Annotated in this window: 23 protein-coding genes; 8 read left to right on the plus strand and 15 right to left on the minus strand. The window is 61.7% G+C overall.

Annotated features, from left to right (window positions below):
- Positions 1-146: 146 nt before the first annotated feature.
- From ybgC to PQU92_RS12415, 5 genes are all read right to left on the minus strand, one after another.
- The gene (gene ybgC, locus PQU92_RS12395) at positions 147-641 is read right to left on the minus strand and encodes a tol-pal system-associated acyl-CoA thioesterase (RefSeq protein ID WP_272748531.1); all 495 of its coding nucleotides are present in this window, start codon (positions 639-641) and stop codon (positions 147-149) included.
- Positions 642-770: 129 nt separating this feature from the next.
- Positions 771-1817, minus strand: a complete 1047-nt coding sequence (ruvB, locus tag PQU92_RS12400; RefSeq protein ID WP_272748532.1) for a Holliday junction branch migration DNA helicase RuvB — start codon at positions 1815-1817, stop codon at positions 771-773.
- Positions 1817-2428 carry a Holliday junction branch migration protein RuvA gene (ruvA, locus tag PQU92_RS12405; RefSeq protein WP_272748533.1) on the minus strand — a complete coding sequence of 204 codons (612 nt, stop codon included), beginning with the start codon at positions 2426-2428 and terminating at the stop codon, positions 1817-1819. The genes ruvB and ruvA overlap by 1 nt, the downstream gene beginning before the upstream one ends.
- A complete protein-coding gene (ruvC, locus tag PQU92_RS12410; protein WP_272748534.1) occupies positions 2425-2949 on the minus strand; it encodes a crossover junction endodeoxyribonuclease RuvC in 525 nt (174 codons plus the stop codon). Before ruvC ends, ruvA begins: the two co-directional genes overlap by 4 nt.
- Before the next feature lie 51 nt (positions 2950-3000).
- Positions 3001-3396: a hypothetical protein gene (locus PQU92_RS12415; protein WP_272748535.1), complete on the minus strand. Its 396-nt coding sequence runs from the start codon at positions 3394-3396 to the stop codon at positions 3001-3003.
- A gap of 170 nt (positions 3397-3566) precedes the next feature.
- Between PQU92_RS12415 and PQU92_RS12420 the strand changes: the two genes are divergently transcribed.
- The 4 genes from PQU92_RS12420 to PQU92_RS12435 all read left to right on the plus strand — a co-directional run bounded on the left by PQU92_RS12420 (position 3567) and on the right by PQU92_RS12435 (position 6846).
- Positions 3567-5246, plus strand: a complete 1680-nt coding sequence (locus PQU92_RS12420) for a hypothetical protein (protein WP_272748536.1) — start codon at positions 3567-3569, stop codon at positions 5244-5246.
- A 125-nt stretch (positions 5247-5371) separates the two neighbouring features.
- On the plus strand, positions 5372-5728 hold the full coding sequence (locus PQU92_RS12425; protein WP_272748537.1) for a hypothetical protein: 357 nt from the start codon (positions 5372-5374) through the stop codon (positions 5726-5728).
- 84 nt (positions 5729-5812) lie between these two features.
- Complete coding sequence (locus PQU92_RS12430; RefSeq protein WP_272748538.1) at positions 5813-6172, plus strand: DMT family protein; 360 nt, start codon at positions 5813-5815, stop codon at positions 6170-6172.
- 5 nt (positions 6173-6177) lie between these two features.
- Positions 6178-6846 carry a GNAT family N-acetyltransferase gene (locus PQU92_RS12435; protein ID WP_272748539.1) on the plus strand — a complete coding sequence of 223 codons (669 nt, stop codon included), beginning with the start codon at positions 6178-6180 and terminating at the stop codon, positions 6844-6846.
- On the opposite strand, the gene greA is transcribed toward PQU92_RS12435, so the two are convergent.
- The 3 genes from greA to PQU92_RS12450 all read right to left on the minus strand — a co-directional run bounded on the left by greA (position 6836) and on the right by PQU92_RS12450 (position 9678).
- Positions 6836-7315: a transcription elongation factor GreA gene (gene greA / locus PQU92_RS12440; RefSeq protein ID WP_272748540.1), complete on the minus strand. Its 480-nt coding sequence runs from the start codon at positions 7313-7315 to the stop codon at positions 6836-6838. The two genes, PQU92_RS12435 and greA, sit on opposite strands and share 11 nt — an antisense overlap.
- Positions 7316-7434: 119 nt before the next feature.
- Positions 7435-9102, minus strand: coding sequence for an energy-dependent translational throttle protein EttA (gene ettA, locus PQU92_RS12445; protein WP_272748541.1), 1668 nt, complete (start codon positions 9100-9102; stop codon positions 7435-7437).
- A gap of 87 nt (positions 9103-9189) precedes the next feature.
- Positions 9190-9678: a GAF domain-containing protein gene (locus PQU92_RS12450; protein WP_272748542.1), complete on the minus strand. Its 489-nt coding sequence runs from the start codon at positions 9676-9678 to the stop codon at positions 9190-9192.
- Between the two features lie 354 nt (positions 9679-10032).
- Between PQU92_RS12450 and PQU92_RS12455 the strand changes: the two genes are divergently transcribed.
- Together PQU92_RS12455 and PQU92_RS12460 are read left to right on the plus strand one after the other, a co-directional pair.
- A complete protein-coding gene (locus PQU92_RS12455) occupies positions 10033-11592 on the plus strand; it encodes a tetratricopeptide repeat protein (RefSeq protein ID WP_272748543.1) in 1560 nt (519 codons plus the stop codon).
- Positions 11593-11597: 5 nt separating this feature from the next.
- Positions 11598-12911 carry a hypothetical protein gene (locus tag PQU92_RS12460; protein WP_272748544.1) on the plus strand — a complete coding sequence of 438 codons (1314 nt, stop codon included), beginning with the start codon at positions 11598-11600 and terminating at the stop codon, positions 12909-12911.
- A gap of 70 nt (positions 12912-12981) precedes the next feature.
- Here PQU92_RS12460 and PQU92_RS12465 read toward each other — a convergent pair whose 3' ends face one another.
- The 7 genes from PQU92_RS12465 to PQU92_RS12495 form a co-directional block, all read right to left on the minus strand.
- Positions 12982-13362, minus strand: a complete 381-nt coding sequence (locus PQU92_RS12465) for a hypothetical protein (protein ID WP_272748545.1) — start codon at positions 13360-13362, stop codon at positions 12982-12984.
- A 159-nt stretch (positions 13363-13521) separates the two neighbouring features.
- Positions 13522-14280, minus strand: coding sequence for a YebC/PmpR family DNA-binding transcriptional regulator (locus PQU92_RS12470; protein ID WP_031230109.1), 759 nt, complete (start codon positions 14278-14280; stop codon positions 13522-13524).
- 52 nt (positions 14281-14332) lie between these two features.
- Positions 14333-15166, minus strand: a complete 834-nt coding sequence (locus tag PQU92_RS12475; RefSeq protein ID WP_272748546.1) for a TIGR00282 family metallophosphoesterase — start codon at positions 15164-15166, stop codon at positions 14333-14335.
- Positions 15166-15765, minus strand: a complete 600-nt coding sequence (locus PQU92_RS12480) for a 5-formyltetrahydrofolate cyclo-ligase (RefSeq protein ID WP_272748547.1) — start codon at positions 15763-15765, stop codon at positions 15166-15168. Before PQU92_RS12480 ends, PQU92_RS12475 begins: the two co-directional genes overlap by 1 nt.
- Positions 15762-16250, minus strand: coding sequence for a methylated-DNA--[protein]-cysteine S-methyltransferase (locus PQU92_RS12485; protein ID WP_272748548.1), 489 nt, complete (start codon positions 16248-16250; stop codon positions 15762-15764). Before PQU92_RS12485 ends, PQU92_RS12480 begins: the two co-directional genes overlap by 4 nt.
- Before the next feature lie 481 nt (positions 16251-16731).
- Positions 16732-17061, minus strand: a complete 330-nt coding sequence (locus PQU92_RS12490; protein ID WP_023461541.1) for a cell division protein ZapA — start codon at positions 17059-17061, stop codon at positions 16732-16734.
- Positions 17062-17361, minus strand: a complete 300-nt coding sequence (locus PQU92_RS12495) for a hypothetical protein (RefSeq protein WP_272748549.1) — start codon at positions 17359-17361, stop codon at positions 17062-17064.
- A gap of 181 nt (positions 17362-17542) precedes the next feature.
- Here PQU92_RS12495 and tkt point away from each other — a divergent pair, with 181 nt between their 5' ends.
- Both tkt and PQU92_RS12505 read left to right on the plus strand, forming a co-directional pair.
- Positions 17543-19537 carry a transketolase gene (gene tkt / locus PQU92_RS12500; RefSeq protein WP_272748550.1) on the plus strand — a complete coding sequence of 665 codons (1995 nt, stop codon included), beginning with the start codon at positions 17543-17545 and terminating at the stop codon, positions 19535-19537.
- Positions 19538-19782: 245 nt separating this feature from the next.
- Positions 19783-19992, plus strand: coding sequence for a cold-shock protein (locus PQU92_RS12505; RefSeq protein WP_023461543.1), 210 nt, complete (start codon positions 19783-19785; stop codon positions 19990-19992).
- The last annotated feature ends 328 nt before the right edge of the window (positions 19993-20320 follow it).

The following is a 20320-nucleotide window of genomic DNA, read 5'->3' on the forward strand; positions in this document are numbered from 1 at the left end:
CAAAATAGACAAATGAAACGGGTTTACGACCGTGCGGGCGGCGCAAACCCTTATGGATTCACCATGCCCCAAATATGGCGACATTAATATGGCGAAAGCGGTGCAAATTTCCGGATAACGGAGATTGTAAGGGTTTACCCGGCCAATTAACTGGCAGCTGTGACATCACCGCGACGGTACTCGGGCAGGAATTTCGTCCGCACGATATCGAGCAGGCTTTTCGGCAGACGGCGCGGACGCGACGCCATGTCGATACAGACCAGTTGCAGTTTTCCGGCGCACAGAAGCTTGCCCTTGCACTCGATACGCTGCGTCAGATAGAAGCGCGCGCCCTGCCCGTAATCGATTTCGGAACGGACCCACAGGACGTCGTCGATGCGCGCCGGGGCCTTGTACTGCACGGTGACTTCGGCCACCGCGAAGGCCAGCGGGTCTTCGCCCTTGGCCAGTTCGGAGTGATGGATGTCGAGGCAGCGCATGAAGTCGGAGCGGCCGCGCTCGAAATATTTGAGGTAGTTGGCGTAATAGACGACGCCGGAAAAGTCGGTGTCTTCGTAATAGACCCTGATCGGCAGGGAATGGGTGCGTCCGTCGATAAACCCCGACAGCGCGCCTTCGACCAGATAATCGATATCCTTCATCCGTCGCCCCGCCTGCAAACACAAAAATACAGTTAGGGGAATCCTAACGCGGCGCAGAGGATTCGGCCATCTCTTTTTGCACCGCAAATCAAACCGTGCGGCAAAAGCCACAGGCTGTATCGTTATGGATCAGTTCTCGAACAGATCACCGGTCGAGGGGGCAATGGAACCGTTCGGCGGCGGCGTCAGGCCCAGATGCGTATAGGCCCGGGCACAGGCCATGCGGCCCCGTTGCGTGCGCTGGATAAAGCCCTGCTGCATCAGGTACGGCTCGATCATGTCCTCGACGGCGTCGCGCGCTTCGGCGATCGCTGCGGCGATGGTCTCAAGCCCCACCGGCCCGCCATTATAGTTTTCGATCATGGCGATAAGATAGCGCCGGTCGAGCTGATCCAGTCCCGATGGATCGACCTCCAGCCGCGCCAGGGCGCGCGCAGCGACCTTCTTATCGATAATCCCCGCCCCTTCGGCGGTGGCGAAGTCGCGCACCCGGCGCAGCAACCGACCCGCCACGCGCGGCGTCCCCCGCGACCGCGTGGCGATTTCCAGCGCCCCGTCTTCGCTCAAGGTCGCGCCCATCTTGCGCCCCGTGCCCATGACCACGCGGATCAGTTCTTCGGGCGTGTAAAACTCCAGCCGCAGCGGGATACCGAAACGGTCGCGCAGGGGCTGAGACAAAAGCCCGGCCCGCGTCGTCGCCCCCACCAGCGTGAACGGCACCAGATCGATGCGCACCGTGCGCGCCGCCGGGCCTTCGCCGATGATCAGGTCGAGCACATAGTCTTCCATCGCCGGGTAGAGGATTTCCTCGACCTGCGGGCTCAGGCGGTGGATTTCATCGATGAACAGGACGTCGTTCGGCTCAAGGTTCGACAGGATCGCCGCCAGATCGCCCGCCTTGGCGAGCATGGGCCCCGACGTGGCGCGAAACCCGACCTTCAGTTCCTTGGCCACGATCTGCGCCAGCGTGGTTTTACCGAGACCCGGCGGGCCGTAGAAAAGGACGTGGTCCAGCGCTTCCTTGCGCGCGCCGGCTGCCTGCACGAAGACCTTGAGATTGGCCTTGAGCGGCCCCTGCCCCACAAAGTCGTCGAAGGTCTGCGGCCGCAAGGCGCGATCCTGCGCGAAACGCTCGACCTCGTCGTCGGTCGGCTCGCCTGAGATTATTCTGGCCATTATCTACCGATCGCCTTCAATGAGGCGCGGATCACGGCCGCCAGTTCCGCCTCGGGGCCCAGTTCGCGCACGGCGGCCTCGACCGCCTGACGCGACTGCGCCTCGGAAATGCCCAGCCCCATCAGGGCGGCAACGCTCTCGCCATTGACGCTGACCGGTGCGGCAGCGGCGGGCGCGCTATGACCGATCACCGGTACAAAGCCCTCGGTCACGCTGAGCGACTTGCCTTTCAGTTCGATGACGATGCGTTGCGCCAGCTTCGGCCCCACCCCATTGGCCTTGCCGACGCGGCTCTTGTCCTCGGTCGCCACGGCCTGAGCCAGATCCTGCGGCGTCAGGACATCGAGCACCGACAGCGCGGCCTTGGGGCCGACGCCCTGCACGCCAAGCAGTTGCTGAAACGTCTTGCGCTCGTCTTTCGACAGAAAGCCGTAGAGCCGCGTGCCGTCTTCGCGCGTCTGGCTCTCGATATGCAGGATCACCTCGGCGCCATTCGCCATATTGGCCAGACTGCGCACACCGCATTTGACGATGTAGCCGACGCCGCGCACCTCGACCAGCGCCTCGTCGTCCTCGATTTCCAGCAATATGCCGCGCAACCGTCCGATCATGCCGCCGTCCTTTTAGCTAAAGCCTTCATTTTCCGCTTGTGCGCATGGGTGATCGCGCAGGCCAGCGCATCGGCCATGTCCGCCGTGAGACCGTTTTCCGCCGTCGCCGCTCGCGGCAGCAGGCGCTTGACCATGAAGAGGATCTGATCCTTGTCGGCGCGCCCGGCCCCCACCACCGACTTCTTGATATCGAGCGCCGCATACTCGGCCACGCTCAGGCCTGCGCGCGCCGGGGCCAGCATGGCGGCGGCCCGCGCATGACCCAGTTTCAGCGTCGAGGACGGGTTCATATTGACGAAGGTCTCCTCGATCGCTGCCTCGTGCGGGCGATGTTCGACAATAACCTTTTCCAGTTCCTCGAACAGATAGAGCAGTCGCACCGACAGATCGGCCTTGTCGTCGGGCAGGATAACGCCATGCGCGACCCAGTTGAGCCGCGCCCCGTGCATGTCGATAATGCCCCAGCCCAGCCGCCTCAGGCCGGGGTCGAGCCCTATAATCCGAATCCCGTTGTTCTCCATTCGTTCAGACTAGCCGAGGCCGATCCCGCGCGCAATCGGCAATTCTTGCCGCTAAGCATCTTGCAAAATACCCGTCTGAATAGTTTCAGCGACATCAGGGCGTTTTCGGCGGACCATAAGAAACGTCCCGGTCATATCATCCACGGTCCAGATGCCGGAAATCTCGTATCCCTCATCTTTAATCATCCCTCTATAGCTGACCGTATGACTCCACCCAGCCGAGCCGTCGTAAGTCTTGCTGAACGTCACCAACGATCCCTCGCGGGAACCATCGACAAACGCATTGACGTCAGTCGCCTGAGCGACGAATTGCAGGACGGTTTCATGAATAGTGCCACTGATCCCACCCGCGATATCCATAAGCACCGCCGTAAAATGCTCGTCGCCCCAGCCATAGGGATAGGTATAACGTCCCGCCCACACACCTGTCAGATTTGAATCTGCCATTGCATTCCCCCTGATTGGCACTCTAAGGACTTGGCCCCAAACCTGCAACACCCAACCCAAATAAGGCCGAAATCGGGCGTCGCGCGCCCCTTTGGCACAAGAAGCAATTGTCAACAGCCCGTCCTTGGGGTTAAGGTTTCGTTTATTACTGAGTTTGGGGGTTTATGGGCATGCCGGAGACCACGGGTCACAGCCGCGCCAATGCGGGATTGTTCATAGGTTTGAGCGTGATCGCCGCCGGTCTGGTGGCGTTGGCCCTGATCAAGGGCGGCGCACCGCTGAGTGCCGGTCTGTTCCTCGGCGACTGGATCGACTGGGCGCGCATCGCACCGACCATGTCGGGTCTGCTGGTGCTGGGGGCTTTGCTGTTTCTCGTCGGGGTGGTCGGCACACTGGTCAGCCTGATGACGCCGAAGTCGATGAAGCCAACACGCAAGCCGCGTGCGCGCGTCGACCGCCCGGCCCCCGCCGAAACCCCTGCGCCGGTCACTTATAGCGCGCCGGAACCGATGGCCGAGCCCGTCGCCCCGCCCGTGCCGCAACTGGTCGCCGACAATACGCGCAAGGCCTCGCTGCGGTTCGAGGCCCCCGCCCCCGCCTCCTATGTGCCGCCGGTCCCGACTCCGGTCGTCGAACCGAATGAGGCCGTCAGCGCCGAAATCATCCCTTTCCGCCCAGAACCCGTCACTGACCCCGTCACCGAGCCCGCGCCGGAACCTGTCGTGGAAGAGGTAGCGACCGAAGCCGTCGTCGAGGTTACCGAGGCCGAAGCCGCCGACCCCATCGCCGCCGCGCTTCTGGCCGAGGCACCGGACAAGGCGCACCCCGCTTCGCCGCCCGCCGATATCAATGCCGTGATCAATTCGGCCATGCGCTTTATGGAATCCCCGGCCCCCACCGTGGTGACCAGCGTCGCCGACGTCCACGCCGCCCGCGTCGAGGCGGAAGAGCCGGTGAAATCGACCGCCGAATACAAGGCCCTGTCCGAGGCGCTCGACCTCGATGGCCGCGAAGCCCTGCTCGATTCCGTCGTGCTCGAACCGAAAGCGCCCGTAAGCGCGCCCGTCACCGAAAGCGATCCGCAAAGCGACATCGCCGCCGCCGTGCAGGCCGCTCTGGCCGCCTGGCCGGACAGCACCCGCCCTATCGCCGAGGCCGAGCTGAGTGTGCGCATCGGGCAGCTCTATTACGACAATGCCGTGACCAGCCGCGACGCCTTTGCACGTCTGAAAAGCGGCGACCTCGACGGCGCGGCAGGCATTATAAAAGATCAGGCCAGCGAATGGGCCGCCGCCGGACTGCCCGGCAAGGCGGCGGATATGTGGCGCATATTCGGGGCGCTGCATATGGGCCGCGACGACGCCCACGCCATGACCGCCTACGAGCAGGTGTCGGCGCTCGACCCCGCTGACGGCAATATCCATATGTACCTCGTCCACCGCTACCGCATGTCCGAAGACACCGCGAAACTGCTGCCGGTGATCGGCCGGGCGCTGGGCGTCGTCACCGACCGCGATCAGCGGCTGGACCTGCTGACGCAATATGCCGACCTGACGCAAAAGGCCGGTCACCTCGGCCATACGGCGCAGGCGCTGGAGGAACTGAGCCAGATCAAGGGTCTGCAATCGGCGGAGACGCCGGACAATCTGCAACTGCGCTCGGCCCACGCCATCTCTCTGGCCAAGCTGGCGCAGGTGCGTGAAATGCAGGGCGAACGCACCAAGGCCGCACCGCTGTATCAGCATGCTCACCGCGTTTTTGCCGAATTGTCGGCGCGGGTGCCGGATCATGCGGGCCTTAAGGCCATGGCCGAAAACGCCCGGAAAGATGCTGAACGCCTTACGGCATAAGCGTTTATTAAATGTGTCATTATCGTCACATTAATTCTGATTAATTTTTTACTTGCGGCTTTTTCACAACAATGATTACCTTCGTGACAGCGTTATAAGTTTAGCGTTTTCAGGGGCTATCCTCCATGCGACTTTCCTTGGCTATTCTGACCTTGTCTCTAGTCACGTCGTCAGCATCGGCGGCAATCAATCCGTTCGACGGTAAGGCCGATACCTATAACCCCAGTCCGCAGGCCTATACCTGCCTCGGTGCTCTGACCTACGCCATGAAGCACCCAGGGGCCGGCACGAAGCTCTCGCCTCAGGACTATATGAAGGCGCGCAATCACTGGAGCGTCCACCCCTCGCTCAGCACCAGCACCCCGATCGAGGTGCAGTCCGAAGATTCGGCCGTCACCGTGATCGACATGGACCCCAAAAAGCGCGACAAACTGATCAAACGCTGCGTGCAGGATTCCGGCTACCAGCCGCCCCGAGCTTAAGACCTGAGAGCCTAAGCCCTGAGAGCTTGATTGCGGTCAACATCATAATCGATAGGATGACCGCGTTCATCGCCTGAGTCGTCCATGCCTTTCTTTTCGAGTCTCCACCCCGCGCTTGCGACCGTTCTGCTGCTGATCTGCTCGAACGTCTTCATGACGTTTGCCTGGTACGGGCACCTCAAGGACAAGTCGCAAAAACTGTGGGTCGCCATCGCGGTAAGCTGGGGCATCGCCTTCTTCGAATATTGCCTGATGGTGCCGGCCAATCGCATCGGCTACGGCACGTTCAACGCCGCGCAATTGAAGACGATTCAGGAGGTCATTACCTTAAGCGTCTTCGTCGTTTTTTCCGTCTTTTACCTCGGTGAAGCGATCCGCTGGACGCATGTGGTCGGTTTTGTGCTGATCGCGGCGGGGGCCGGGTTCATCTTCTATAAGGGCTGAGGCACGTGCATATCCTCGACCGCCCGGTATGGAACGCGCTCAATACCGGCTGGGCGCATTTAGCGCTTGGTTCGGATCGCGTCCGGCAACTCGACCCCGCGTTCGGGCCGTTTGCGGCGACGGCGGACGGGACGCCGGAGGCCCTGAGTGACCTTTCACCCGGACCGGACGGCCTGTGGATCGTGGAGCGAGACGCCATGAAACCCCGAGGCGGACTGACCGTCGCCCGCACCGCCCCCCTGCATCAGATGATCGCGCCTGCGGTGCCGGATTTTCCACCGCCTGATTTTGACGTCGTACCGCTTGAAGCGACCGATGGCCCTGAGATGCTGGCTCTGGCGCAGTTGACCAAACCCGGACCTTTCGCCGAACGCACCCACGAACTGAGCGCCTTTATCGGTGTCAGGCAGGACGGGCGACTGGCGGCGATGGCGGGCGAACGGATGCGTGTCCCCGGCTTTGCCGAGATCAGCGCCGTGTGCACCCATCCCGATTTTCGCGGACGCGGCTATGCGGCAGGGCTGATGCGACGGGTCATGCAGCGCATCGCCGCACGCGGGGACGTCCCGTTCCTCCACACCTATCCGGACAACGATGCGGCCATTACGCTTTATAAGGGGCTTGGCTTTGAATACCGGGTCAGCATGGTCGCGACCATATTCATCAGCGAATAGCGGTAATTTCGACCGTCGCGCCGGAGACCTGCCCTTCGTCACCAATTTCACGTCCCATCAGGGCGCGAGCCATGGGCGAAACATAGGAGATCAGGCCCTGCGCCGGATCGGCCTCGTCTTCGCCGACGATGCGATAGGTCTGTTCGCGGCCATCTTCGCGCAGGATATCGACCGTGCAGCCGAACACCACCTTATCCGGTGCCGCGACCGGTTCAATGCGCTGGGCCGACCCCAGCCGCGCGGTATAGTAACGCAGGTCGCGCGTCGCCCGCGCCATGGCGGTGCGGTCATCGCTGATGTCGGAGGCCCCTTGCGCGGTGGTATAGGCCAGCCGCGCGGCGGCAAAGGCGGCCTCAAGCTGCGCCAGACCTTCGGGCGTCACCAGATTGGGATGCGGGGATATGGGTCGATCCGGCAGATTGGCGGCGGCCGCTTCGTGGTCTTCGTCTTTGGTAAAGGCAACGCTCATGGCGCATCATCGCAATTCATACATAAAAGCGCCAGCCCGAAGGCTGACGCTTTATACGTTTACGGATCAATCCGCTCCAAGTTAGGGGTGCAGGGTCCGCGCCCCTGCATCTTCCCCTCTTATCTGGCGAACTTCTGGAACTTGATGCGCTTGGGGATCAGGCTGTCGGTGCCCAGACGGCGCTTCTTGTCCTCTTCGTACATTTCGAAGTTGCCTTCGAACCATTCGACGTGGCTGTCGCCTTCGAACGCCAGAATGTGCGTCGCCAGACGATCGAGGAACCAGCGATCGTGCGAGATGACCACGGCGCAGCCCGCGAATTCTTCCAGCGCCTCTTCGAGGGCCTGAAGCGTTTCGATATCGAGGTCGTTGGTCGGTTCGTCGAGCAGGATGACATTGCCGCCTGCGGCCAGGGTCTTGGCGAGGTGGACGCGGTTGCGCTCACCGCCGGACAGGAGACCGACCTTTTTCTGCTGATCGCCACCCTTGAAGTTGAAGCCGCCGACATAGGCGCGCGAATTGATTTCGCGCTTGCCGACGACCATGATGTCGGTGCCGCCGGAAATGGCCTGCCAGACATTGTGGTCGGGGTTCAGATCGTCGCGCGACTGATCGACATAGGCGAGCTTGACCGTTTCGCCGAGCTTGATCGTGCCCTTGTCAGGCGTTTCCTGACCAGTGATCAGCTTGAACAGGGTCGACTTACCGGCGCCGTTCGGGCCGATGACACCGACGATGCCGTTGGGCGGCAGACGGAAGGTCAGGTCCTTGAACAGCAGCTTTTCGCCGAATTCCTTTTCGAGGTCGGTGACTTCCAGCACCACATTGCCGAGGCGCGGCCCGGGCGGGATGGTGATGGTGGCGTAGGTTTGCGCCGCGCGGGCGTTTTCCTGTTCGCGCACCATGTCGTCATAGGCCGCCAGACGGGCTTTCGACTTCGACTGACGGGCCTTGGCACCCGAACGCACCCACTCCAGCTCCTTGGTCAGGGCGCGCTGACGAGCCTCGGATTCGGATTGCTCCTGCACGACGCGCTTCTGCTTCTGCTCCAGCCAGCCGGAATAGTTGCCTTCATAGGGCACGCCCTTGCCGCGGTCGAGTTCCAGCGTCCACTTGGTCACCTGATCGAGGAAGTAACGGTCGTGGGTGACGAGGATGACGCAGCCGGGGAAGTTTTCGAGGTGGTGCTGAAGCCAGGCCACCGACTCGGCATCGAGGTGGTTAGTCGGCTCATCCAGCAGCAGCATGTCGGGCTTCGACAGCAGCAGTCGAGCGAGCGCCACGCGGCGCTTTTCACCGCCCGACAGCTTGGTGACGGCGCTATCGTTCGGCGGGCAGCGCAGGGCGTCCATGGCCATTTCGATGCGCGAGTCGATGTCCCACAGGTCACCGGCGTCGATCTTTTCCTGAAGGGCGTTCATCTCCTCCATCAGTTCGTCGGAATACTCCTCGCCCATAAGGGTGGCGACTTCGTTGAAGCGGTCGAAGATCTTCTTTTCCTCGCACCAGTCGATGACGTTTTCCCAGACGGTCTTGGAATCGTCCAGATGCGGTTCCTGCTGCAGGTAGCCCATCTTGGTGCCATCGGCGGCGCGCGCCTCGCCCGAGAACTCCTTGTCGAGACCGGCCATGATCTTGAGCAGGGTCGACTTACCCGAACCGTTGACCCCGACGACGCCGATCTTGGCGTCGGAATAGAAGGAGAGCCAGATGTTTTCAAAGACCTTCTTACCGCCGGGGTAATGCTTGGTCAGGCCCTGCATCTGGAAAATATATTGCTGCGCCATGCGTGCGGCACCCTTTGAATATGCGTGTGGGATGAGTTGTGCGCGGTGTAGCCGCCCCAAGGCAAAATCTCAAGGTATTAATGACGATCAAGTGGCGAAGACGGCGGCCAGAATGTCTTCCAGATGGTCGCGGTCGGTCTCGTCGAAGGTCGCGTACGATTCCGAATCGACGTCGAACACCGCGATCAGTTCACCGGCCTTACCAAAGACCGGCACGACGATCTCGGAATTGGTGCGGGAATCACAGGCGATATGCCCCGGAAAGGCGTGGACGTCCGGTACGATTTGCGTGGTCCGTTCGCGCGCCGCCGCCCCGCAGACGCCACGTTTGAAGTCGATTCTCAGGCAGCCCAGCGTCCCCTGATAAGGCCCGACGACGAGTTCATCGATGCCCTGCGCCTTCTTTGTCTGATCGACGACGTAGAACCCGGTCCAGAACCATGCTTCGAAGGCCTGCGAGGCCAGACAGGCGATCGAGGCCATCTGCGCTACCCGGTCGGGTTCATTGTCCAGAACCGACAGAATTTCCTTTTTAAGGGACTGATAGATTTCTGTTTTCTGAGACGCGGTAAGCATGGACAACCTGTTTTAGATGGAGTTGACGCGCGTTTTTCGCGCATACGGGGAAATTGTAAAGGCCCGATACATATTTGTCAGCTTTGACACGAAATCGGGCACTAATCGCCGTTTCATTAACACTTTTTTCTAGCCAAGGCCTGCGATTTAACGCATGTTACCCCCGTTATTCGAGGGGTTGAACGACAGTTCGGGGCAAGGACGTTTTCGCGACAATCTGGCAACGCTTGACCGCTATATCGGCGGCCTGCCGGTACGGTGCTTGACAGTCCACGCAATCCCTCAGAAAAGATTTTGTTAACCATATTTTGCCGACGCATGTCGGGGCGATGCGTGATGTCAATGAGCAGGGACATGAGGTCCGGCGATACCGGTCGAAAGACCAGCCGCCGTGCCGAACGGACGACAGCGAACCGCGCGCCGCTTCGGGCCGCGTCCCTGTTGCTGTTGACCGCCCTCACCTTCCCGCTGGCGGGTTGTGATGTCTTCGTCGACTGGCCCGGCGGCGGTGGAGCCGATGCCTCGCGCGGCATGACCGGTTGCCCGCGGCCGCCGATGGCCGATGCCGGTGGGTTCAACGATCAGGAACGGGCGATCCGCTACTTCCGCAAGCACGCCTTCGCCAACGACTTCTTCTCGCAGCTTGAGCTGGCCAACCGCTATATGGCGGTGCGCGCGACGGACAAGAACCTCGAAGACCCGATCGAGGCTTCGGTGTGGCTGGTCATGGCCCTGACCAATCCCGAAGGCTTCGCGCCGATCAACCGTACGCTCAAGAACGGGCAAATGGCCTCGCGCTTCGACAAGTGCCGGGCGGTCGAACGCGCCAACGCCTATCGTCAGCTTGAGCGCAACCTTGAGCGCATGGACAATTCTGAGCGCGACAAGGTCCGCGACCGCGTCATCTATATACAGGCGCAACTGGGGGCCGACGGTTTCCGGACGCTGGGCCGTCTGTACGACGCGCAATACGGTCCGATGGGCGAGCCCGCCGACAACCGCGAAGCCGTACGCGCCATGATGCGCAATCCGGTCGATGGCCGTCCGAACGTCATCTCGCTGTTCCAGCGCAATGACGTCGATGCCTATCTTTATAACTACAAGGCGTCCGAAACCGGCGATGTCGGTTCCTACGTGATGCTCAAGGATTTCGAGCGCTCGTCGCCCGACCGCAACCGCTATGGCGCCTTCGTCGAGGCCAAGGCCAAGCGCTGGGTCGCGCCGTACGAGTTCTATCCGCCGACGGCACCCACCGGCGGCGTGCCGCATTCGGACGAGAGCCGCCCGCGCAACGACGCCTACGAATACGCCCTGTCGCGCATGGACGAACTGCCGTTCATCCACGTCTGGCGCGCGCTGGTCTATCTCGATCTGGCGCAACCCGGCCCGCCGCCGGGCGGTGCCTATAACCGTGTTAACGATCAATATCACGATCAGGGACCGTTGGGGCCGAACGACGGCGATCTTCAGCCGGTTCAACGCCCCGAAGCCCCGGTCAGCAGCGGCCCCGGTCGCGTGTCGCCGCAAACCCTGGCGGCCCTGCGCGGGATTCTGGGCCGTCCCGACGGAGCGCGCCTGACCAATCTCGACAAGGTGCGCGCCATTCAGCTGGCCGCGACCAACGGCTCGAAGGACGCGCAACTGGTGCTGGCGGTCATGTATTCCGAAGGCGTCGGCGTTCCCGCCGACTATGCCCGCGCCTATTACTGGTATCAGGAGGCCGAAAAGCAGGGCTCGGCCGAGGCGCGCTTCGCCATGTCGACCTATTTCGCGCTGGGCTTAAGCGGTGTCGCCGATCAGGACAAGGCGTCTGCCGTCGTGCTGCGCCTTGATTCGGCGCTGGCCGGGTACAAGCCGTCGGCGTCGCGCCTGCAAGCCGTTCTGGCGCAGGTGTCGGCCAATCCGGGACGATGAGGGACATGACCATGACAACCGCCATTACCCGCCTCGTCACCGTTATCGCCGCCGCGTTCGCATTGGCCGCCGCCGGTTTTGCCACTGCCCCCGCCGTCGCGCAATCGGCCTATACGGGCTATAATGCCGCGCGCACCGAAGGCCTGACCCGTCCGTGCTTCGGCGTGTTGCTCGACTATCAGCTCAAGACCTGCCACGGCAAGGTGTACAAGCCCAAGCCGCGCTACGGCTATTACGGCTCGACCTGGAATGCGACGATCAATTGCGATACCGCGCGTCAGGCCTATGTCGAAGAGACCGTGCGTCGCCTGCGTCCGGGCGGCGTCGTCAAGCTGATCGCGCGCAACCGTTCGTGCGTCGCCAGCCTGCTGATCAACAACCGCATCACCATCATCGGCGAGAGCTCAGACCCGCGCCTGCCGGTACTGGTCGCGCCGGATGGCGAATCCTGCCTGCGTATCAATCCAGCCGCCGATCGCGTCGTGCTGAAAAACATGATGATCGAGTCGCGCCGCGGGGGGCAATCGGCCTGCATCTACGCCTCGAACGCCGAAGTGACGCTGCAGAATACCACCGTCCGCTATGAAGGCGACTCAGCCGCCCTGCACATTGCGGGCGGACGGCTGAACCTCATCTCGTCGTTTGTCGTCGCCAAGACGCGCACGGTCGCGGTCGCGGTCAATTCGGCGCAACTGTTCGCCGAGCAGACCGGCATCACCTCGACCTCTGGCGGGCTCTATGCGGTGCTCAACGGCGACTCGCAGATGCAGGGCGTCACGGTGCAGCAACTGGCCGACTGGCGCGGGTTCGAACGCGGTGAAGGCGCGGTCGGCATCGAGATCAAGCTCGACTCCGGCGACTCGATCCTCAATATGGATGATATGCGCGTCGAATTCTTTGCCGAAGCCGTTCAGCTTTCCGGCGCGGGTGAGGCCCTGCTGTCGCGCTCGCTGATCGACTATTCGACGCACGGCATCACTTCGGCGCTCAACCGCGTGCGCATCATCGACAACAAGATCCTGTCGGAGGAGATCGCCATCAATATCGACAGCGGCACGGGCTTCATCGGCACCAACCAGATCGCCCGCGTTCACACCGCCGGTATCCTGGCCTCGTCGCGTGGGGAAATCCGTGCCGTCGATAATCAGATCGACGCCTCGCCCGACGCCTGCCCTAACCTGAAATGGGGTAATCTCGACCCGGCCCAGCGCACCTGCACGCCGTGGTACAAGGGCTCGGAGTTCGACATCCCGTCCGACGCCACCAAGCAATATATGTTCAGCGAATACTGGCCGCGCTTGCTGGTCGCCTCGAAATAAGTCGCTCACAACAGCCCATAAAAAACCCCGCCTCACTGAGGCGGGGTTTTTTACGTATCGATAAGGGAGCCTACTTCTTCCACCACCAGCTGCTCTTGGTTTCCTTCGGCGCCGGGCCGCCGCGCGCCACGGTCGCGTCGGTGCAGGTGGTCGGACGCGAGCCGCCGACCTTGCCTTCCATGCCGAGCGCGGTGGCATCGGGCTTGTTCTGAGCGGTGACGGTGACGACCTTGCCCTCCTGATTGAGGTGGACCTCGGTCTTGCTCTGCGAATCATAGGTCATGACCTGCGGGGCCTGACCGGTCGGCTCGAACTGCTGAACGCAGGCCTCAGCCTTTTGCGCCTGAGTGCGGTTATCAACCGGCACATAGGCATAGTTGGGATCGCTGCACGCCGACAGGCCTCCACACAGAAGCCCGGCTCCCCCCAAGATTACGGCAACGCGTTTCATACCAATCCCTCGAAAATGGTTAACGGCGCATAGTGACACAGATTGCCGCCGTTACAAGCCTTTGCTGCCAGTAAACCTCGCCTGTCGCTTCCGGGCCACGAAACGAAAAAGGCGGGACCGTCGAACGATCCCGCCTCCCTAATTACGAATGCGGAGACCTTACGCCCCCAGCGCTTCCAGCTCTTCGTCCGAGATGTCGAAATTAGCGTAGACCGCCTGCACATCGTCATCATCGTTGAGCGCATCGAGCAGCTTCATCAGGGTCTTGGCCGGATCACCGGTGATCGGCGACAGGGTCTGCGGCTTCCAGATGAACTTGGTCGACTTCGGATCGCCCAGCACCTTCGAGATCGCTTCGGTTACGGCATTGAGATCCTCATAGGCGGTGAAGATCAGGTGACCGCCCTCTTCCGGGTCCTCGTCGGTTTCGACGTCGGCGGCACCGGCTTCGATGGCGGCGTCCATGATAGCGTCGGCCGAACCGGCCTTCAGCGGGTACTCGATCTGGCCCAAACGGTCCCACATGAAGCTGACCGAATTGCTTTCGCCGAGGTTGCCACCGTGCTTCGAGAAATACGAACGCACATTGCCGCCCGTGCGATTGCGGTTATCGGTCAGGGCCTCGACGATGATGCCAATGCCTTGCGGACCGAAGCCTTCGTAGCGGATGTCTTCGAGGGTGTCGGCATCGCCGGCGACGCCCTTCTTGATGGCGCGGTCGATATTGTCCTTGGGCATGGACTCGGCCTTGGCGTTGTTGACCGCCAGACGCAGGCGCGGGTTCATCGCCGGGTCGGGCATGCCCGACTTTGCGGCAACCGTGATGTCGCGCGACAGCTTGGAAAACAGCTTGGAACGCACGGCGTCGGCGCGTCCCTTCTTGTGCATGATGTTCTTGAATTTACTATGGCCGGCCATGGTTAGTCCTTATTCGGCGCACTAGGCACCCTCGTCTTTAATTGGCGCGGTTTTAAACCGAAACCTGCAACTCTGGCAACACCGTCTTGAGGCGGCCACCGACGCGGATCGGCTCGATGCGCGTGGCCAGCCCGGTCCTGTCGTCGGTTTCGACGAAGACACCGCACACGGTCGCCGGACCCGAAGCGGGCTTGTAGCGCTCCTTGCCGATGCGCGTGGTGAAGCGGCGCAGCGGCTCTTCCTTGTCCATGCCGATGACGCTGTCGTAATCGGCACAGGCCCCGGCATCGGTCTGATAGGCGGTGCCACCGGGCAGGATCTGCGCATCGGCGGTCGGGACGTGGGTATGCGTCCCAATGACCAACGAGGCGCGACCGTCGCAGAAATGGCCCATGGCCATTTTTTCGGATGTCGCTTCGGCGTGCATATCGATCACAACCGCATCGGCGACAAGGCCCAGCGGCGCGCCTTCCAACGCCTTGTCGACGGCGGCGAACGGGTCGTCCATCGACTGCATGTGAACCAGACCCAGCACGTTCATCACCACGATGCGCTTACCCGACGCCGTCTCGAACAGATTGACCCCGCGTCCGGGCACATCGGCCAGCGGCGGATAGTTCAGCGGACGGATCAGACGCGGTTCGCGCACGATATAGGTCAGGGCTTCCTTCTGATCCCACGAATGGTTGCCCAGCGTCAAGCAATCGGCCCCGGCGTCGAACAATTGCCGCGCGGTGTTTTCCGACACGCCGAACCCCGAGGCGGCGTTTTCGGCATTGACGATGACGAATTCGAGGTCGAGGGCGCGTTTGATGAACGGCAGGTGCTCGGTCAGACCGTCACGGCCCGAACGGCCCACCACATCTCCGAAAAAGGCAAAACGCATCAAAAGGTCTTTCTAATCTCAACCCAGCCGCGCTCTGTCAGCACGGCGTCGAGACGCTGGTCGTGGGGTTCCATGGGGACTTTGGCGATTTCCTGACCGGAAAATCCTATGCCCCACAGCATCAAAGGTCTCTCCTTAACCGGTTTCACCGCCTTAAGATAGTGTAAAGCCCGGTCGTAGAATCCGCCACCATACCCCAGCCGCCCGCCCTGTTTGTCGAAGGCCAGCAGCGGCACCAGTACGATATCGGGCAGGACCTCCACCGCGTCATTCGACGGCTGCCAGATGCCGTAAGGTCCTTCGACCAGATGTGCGACCGGATCATAGGCCCGAAAGATCATTTGCAAACCTTCGGCGCTCTCGAACAAGCTCGGCAAGGCCAGCGGATAGCCCCGCGCGTGAAAACGCATCAGCAGCGGCAGCGGATCGATTTCGCTCTGCATCGGATGGAAACCGGCAATCACCACACCCCCTTCCGGCCAGTCGCCGCGCGTCTCGAACGCATCGGCCAGCGCCTCCCCCGCCTGCGGATCGGCCACCGCCAAGGCCGCGCGGCGCGCCTTCATATCCTTGCGCAAAGCGGCTTTTACATCCTTCACAGCAACCGCCCGCCCTGCTCCAGTTCCAACAGATAGGCCTTGGCCTCCAGACCGCCCGCAAAGCCGGTCAGCTTGCCTGACGCGCCGATGACGCGGTGGCACGGCACGATGATCGAGATCGGATTGCGGCCATTGGCGGCCCCTACCGCCCGCATGGCCGACGGATTACCCAGTTGCCGCGCCAGTTGCCCGTAGCTGCGGGTTTCACCGAACGGAATACCGCTCAAAGCATCCCAGACGCTTTTCTGAAACGGCGTACCCTGCGCATCGAGCGGCACGGTAAAGACGGTGCGCCGACCGGCAAAATAGTCGTTCAGTTCCTGTTCGGCCTGAGCGAGGATCGGCGTCGTGCCTTGTTCCAACGCTTTCAACGGCACACGGTCAGGCTTGTCGTCTTCCCACAATACCGCCGCCAGACCTTTATCACTGGCCACCAGAGTCAGCAGGCCTAACGGCGACGGCAGATATTTAAAAACAAAGGCCATTCCTACCTCGAATACAAAAAAAAGCCTCCGGCGAACCGAAGGCCTTTTAGATGTGGCGGCGCCGCGTATGAACCGTTGCGAAGCGTTTAAATCCACTCAGACCTGACAAGTCAGGTGGGAACCATGTGATAAGGACCACGGCCCTAGTCAGGGACAGCTCCCGTTCTAAGAGATTAAGGTCAGAAGGATTAGGTGATCGCTGACGTGAGCCGCAGCAAGACCCGCCGACGCCTAATTTAGGCCTTATGGGCACCGGTTACAAGGGGGCGACGTCAACATCCTTCCCCGTTTACGGGGAAGGTGGCAGGGCAGCCGACAGGCTGAACTGACGGAAGGGGGATGCAGCAGTCAAAACAAACTCTGACGGTGCGGATTATAGGTGCGGCTTCCCCCTTCCGTCTGCTCGTAAACTCGCAGCCACCTTCCCCGTAAACGGGGAAGGATTTATACGTTCTCCAGCCTTAAACCCCAGGCAGATTTATCAAACCTCGCCGACCAGCTTTTCCAGCCGTTCGGCAGCATCCGAGATCGCAAAGGCCGCCTTGCGCTCGATCTCGAACGCGCCCGCCGACATGCGGGCCTGCGCGGACTGCGCGGCTTCGAGCTGGGTTTTAAGCTCTTCCATCTCGTCGATCAGCAGCAACGACGCCATCAGGAACAGGCGCACCTCGCCGATCGAGCCGATGTCGGAGACCACCATCTCGACGTGCTCGTCGAAGATGCGGGCCAGTTCCTGCACACGCGCTTCCTGACCGTCGGCGCACCCGACCATATAGGGCTTGTTATTGACCTTGACGGTGACCTCGGCCATCTACGCTGCCTGTTCGCTGAGGATGTGACGGATGTCCTTGGCGGCGACGCCCAGCGCTTCGAACGCGCCGCGCGAGGCCTCTTCCAGAAGCTTTTCGCGCGATTTCAGCGCCGCGATCTCGGCCTTGAGGCGTTCGGCCTCCGCCGCATCGACCAGATCGAGCGAATCGGCCGGCAATTCGCCCGCCTTGACCTGAAGCGCCTTGATTCGGCCTTCCAGCGCGCCCAGCGCATTGTCCAGACGTTCGACCGCCGAGGTGAGGCTGGAGCCTGCGGGCACCGTGTTCTGAGCATTTTCCATGGCTTGTACTTTACTTCCAACGCGTCGCTTTCACAAGCCGTACAGCCTGTCAGGCGAAAAATGAACCCCGCGCCGATTTTGCTACAGTTAGATTATGGCCATTCCCCGGCAGATGGTCTAAAGGACCGCGCAAAAGCTCCCTTTCTCAGACAGTCTCTCATATCTACAGGTACCAAAGCCCATGTCCTCAGCCTCCGAAGGCCTGTTCGCCGCCAAGCCGTCGCCCGTCGTGATGGCGGATGCGATTCGCGTCCTGTCGATGGAAGCCGTGCACCGCGCCAAGTCCGGCCACCAGGGGATGCCGATGGGCATGGCTGACGTCGCGACCGTCCTGTTCACCAAGTTCCTCAAATACGACCCGAAGGCCCCCGACTGGGCCGACCGCGACCGCTTCATACTGTCGGCCGGTCATGGCTCGATGATCCTCTATTCGCTGCTGCACCTGACGGGTTACAAGTCGGTGTCGATGGAGGATATCAAGAACTTCCGTCAGTGGGGCTCCTCCACCCCCGGCCACCCGGAATACGGCCACACGGCAGGCGTCGAATGCACCACCGGCCCGCTGGGTCAGGGTCTGGCCACCTCGGTCGGCATGGCCATGGCCGAACGTCACCTGAACGCGCGCTTCCCGGAACTGGTCGATCACCGGACCTGGGTCATCGCCGGTGACGGCTGCCTGATGGAAGGCGTGTCGCACGAAGCCATCTCGCTGGCCGGGCGTCTGAAGCTCAACAAGCTGATCGTACTGTGGGACGACAACAACGTCACTATCGACGGCGTGGCGACCATTGCCGAAACCGGCGACCAACTGGCCCGTTTCAAGGCCGCCGGCTGGGCGGTCAAGGCCGTCGACGGCCACGACCACGGCAAGATCGCCGCGGCCATGCGCTGGGCGACGCAGCAGTCGAAGCCCGTCCTGATCGCCTGCAAGACCCTGATCTCGAAGGGTGCGGGTCCGAAGGAAGCCGATCCGCACTCGCACGGCTACACCCTCTTCGACTCCGACATCGAACTGGCCCGTCAGGCCATGGGCTGGACCGCCGAAAGCTGGACCGTCCCCGCGCCGGTCAAGAAGGCCTGGGAAGCCGCCGGTCGCAAAGCCGCCAAGCCGCGCAAGGCGTGGGAAGCCAAGCTGAAAGCTCATCCGAACGGTGCCGATTTCACCCGCGCCATGAAGGGTGAACTGCCCGCCGACGCCTTCACCGCGCTCGACGCTCACATCGAAAAGCAGTTGGAGCTTAAGGCCGGGGACGCCACGCGTTCGGCCTCAGGGGCCGCGCTGGCGCAACTGGTGCCGTCGATCGACGACATGGTCGGCGGTTCGGCGGACCTGACCGGTTCCAATAACACCTTCGTCAAGGGCATGACGGCGTTTGACACGCCGAACTACGACGGTCGCTACGTCCATTACGGCGTGCGCGAATTCGGCATGAGCGCCGCGATGAACGGCATGGCCCTGCACGGCGGCGTCATCCCCTATTCCGGCACCTTCTTCGTGTTCTCGGACTACTCGCGCCCGGCCATCCGCCTAGGCGCGCTGATGAACATCCGCACGATCAACGTCCTGACGCACGATTCCATCGGCGTCGGCGAAGACGGCCCGACGCACCAGCCGGTCGAGCATCTGGCCAGCTTCCGCGCCATGCCGAACCTTTTGACCTTCCGCCCGGCGGACATCGTCGAAGCCGCCGAAAGCTGGAAGGCCGCGCTTCTGTCGGAAACCACGCCGTCGATCATGGTCCTGTCGCGTCAGAAAGTCCCCGCTGTCCGCACCACCGGCGGCAACCTGACCGCCAAGGGCGCCTATGAGATCCGTCCGGCGTCGGGCGAAGCGAAGGTCTCGATCTTCTCGTCCGGCACCGAGGTTTCGGTGGCCGTCGCCGCGGCCGAGGCGCTGGAGGCCGACGGCATCCCGACCCGTGTCGTTTCGACGCCGTGCTGGGCGCTGTTCGACCGTCAGGACGCTGCCTATCAGGCCTCGGTCATCGGCACGGCTCCGGTTCGCGTCGCGGTCGAAGCCGCGGTGCAGATGGGCTGGGAGAAATTCATCGGCCTCGACGGTATCTTCGTCGGCATGTCGTCGTTCGGCGCTTCGGCCCCGCAGGACGTGCTGTACAAACAGTTCGGCATCACCAAGGACGCCATCGTCGAAAAGGTGAAGGCAAAGCTTGCCTGAGCCATCTGAGACCTGATCAAAAAGCGCAGGCCTTAGGGTCTGCGCTTTTTTCGTGCCCTGAAACCGTTTGCCTCAAGTCCGTGTGATCGCCGGATTGGGGTTTGACGCCTTAGCCTTATGCCTATAAGGTCCCGGCCATCGACTATTTGAACTGCAACTTTGTTTTTGCGGCTTTGAGACAAAACCGTAGCGGCGAACTTCCATTCAACTATCGAGATATCAAGTTACCATTGAAAGGGTTCGTCATGAGCACAGGTACGGTTAAGTGGTTCAATTCCACCAAGGGTTATGGTTTCATTCAGCCGGACGACGGCAGCAACGACATCTTCGTGCACATCTCGGCCGTTGAGCGCGCCGGTCTGCGCGGCCTGAACGAAGGCCAGAAGGTCTCGTTCGAGCTGGCCCGCGACAAGCGTTCGGGCAAGATGTCGGCTGAAAACCTGCAAGTCTCCTAAGACTTCACGGATTTTATCCAAGCTCTGAAAAGCCGCTCCGTCAGGGGCGGCTTTTTTGTTTTACCTCTTATACCTCCCCATCTTCGATGGGGAGGGGGACCGCACGAGATCGCGAAGCGATTGAGATGTGGTGGTGGGGGTTCTTGCTTACTTACGACGGTTCCTATTGAGCCTCAGCAAGATACCCCACCACCCCTTTGCTACGCAAAGCGGTCCCCCTTGTTTGTGAGAAGGCTGCTAAGTTTGTGATGGATTGAGGCGTTGGCGCGCCCCAATCCATCTGAAGACTGGACCGATATCCCCTGAGCTTAAAGGGCTGTTGGGGAGC

The sequence above is a fragment of the Asticcacaulis aquaticus genome (assembly GCF_028550415.1).
GTDB classification, from domain to species: domain Bacteria; phylum Pseudomonadota; class Alphaproteobacteria; order Caulobacterales; family Caulobacteraceae; genus Asticcacaulis; species Asticcacaulis aquaticus.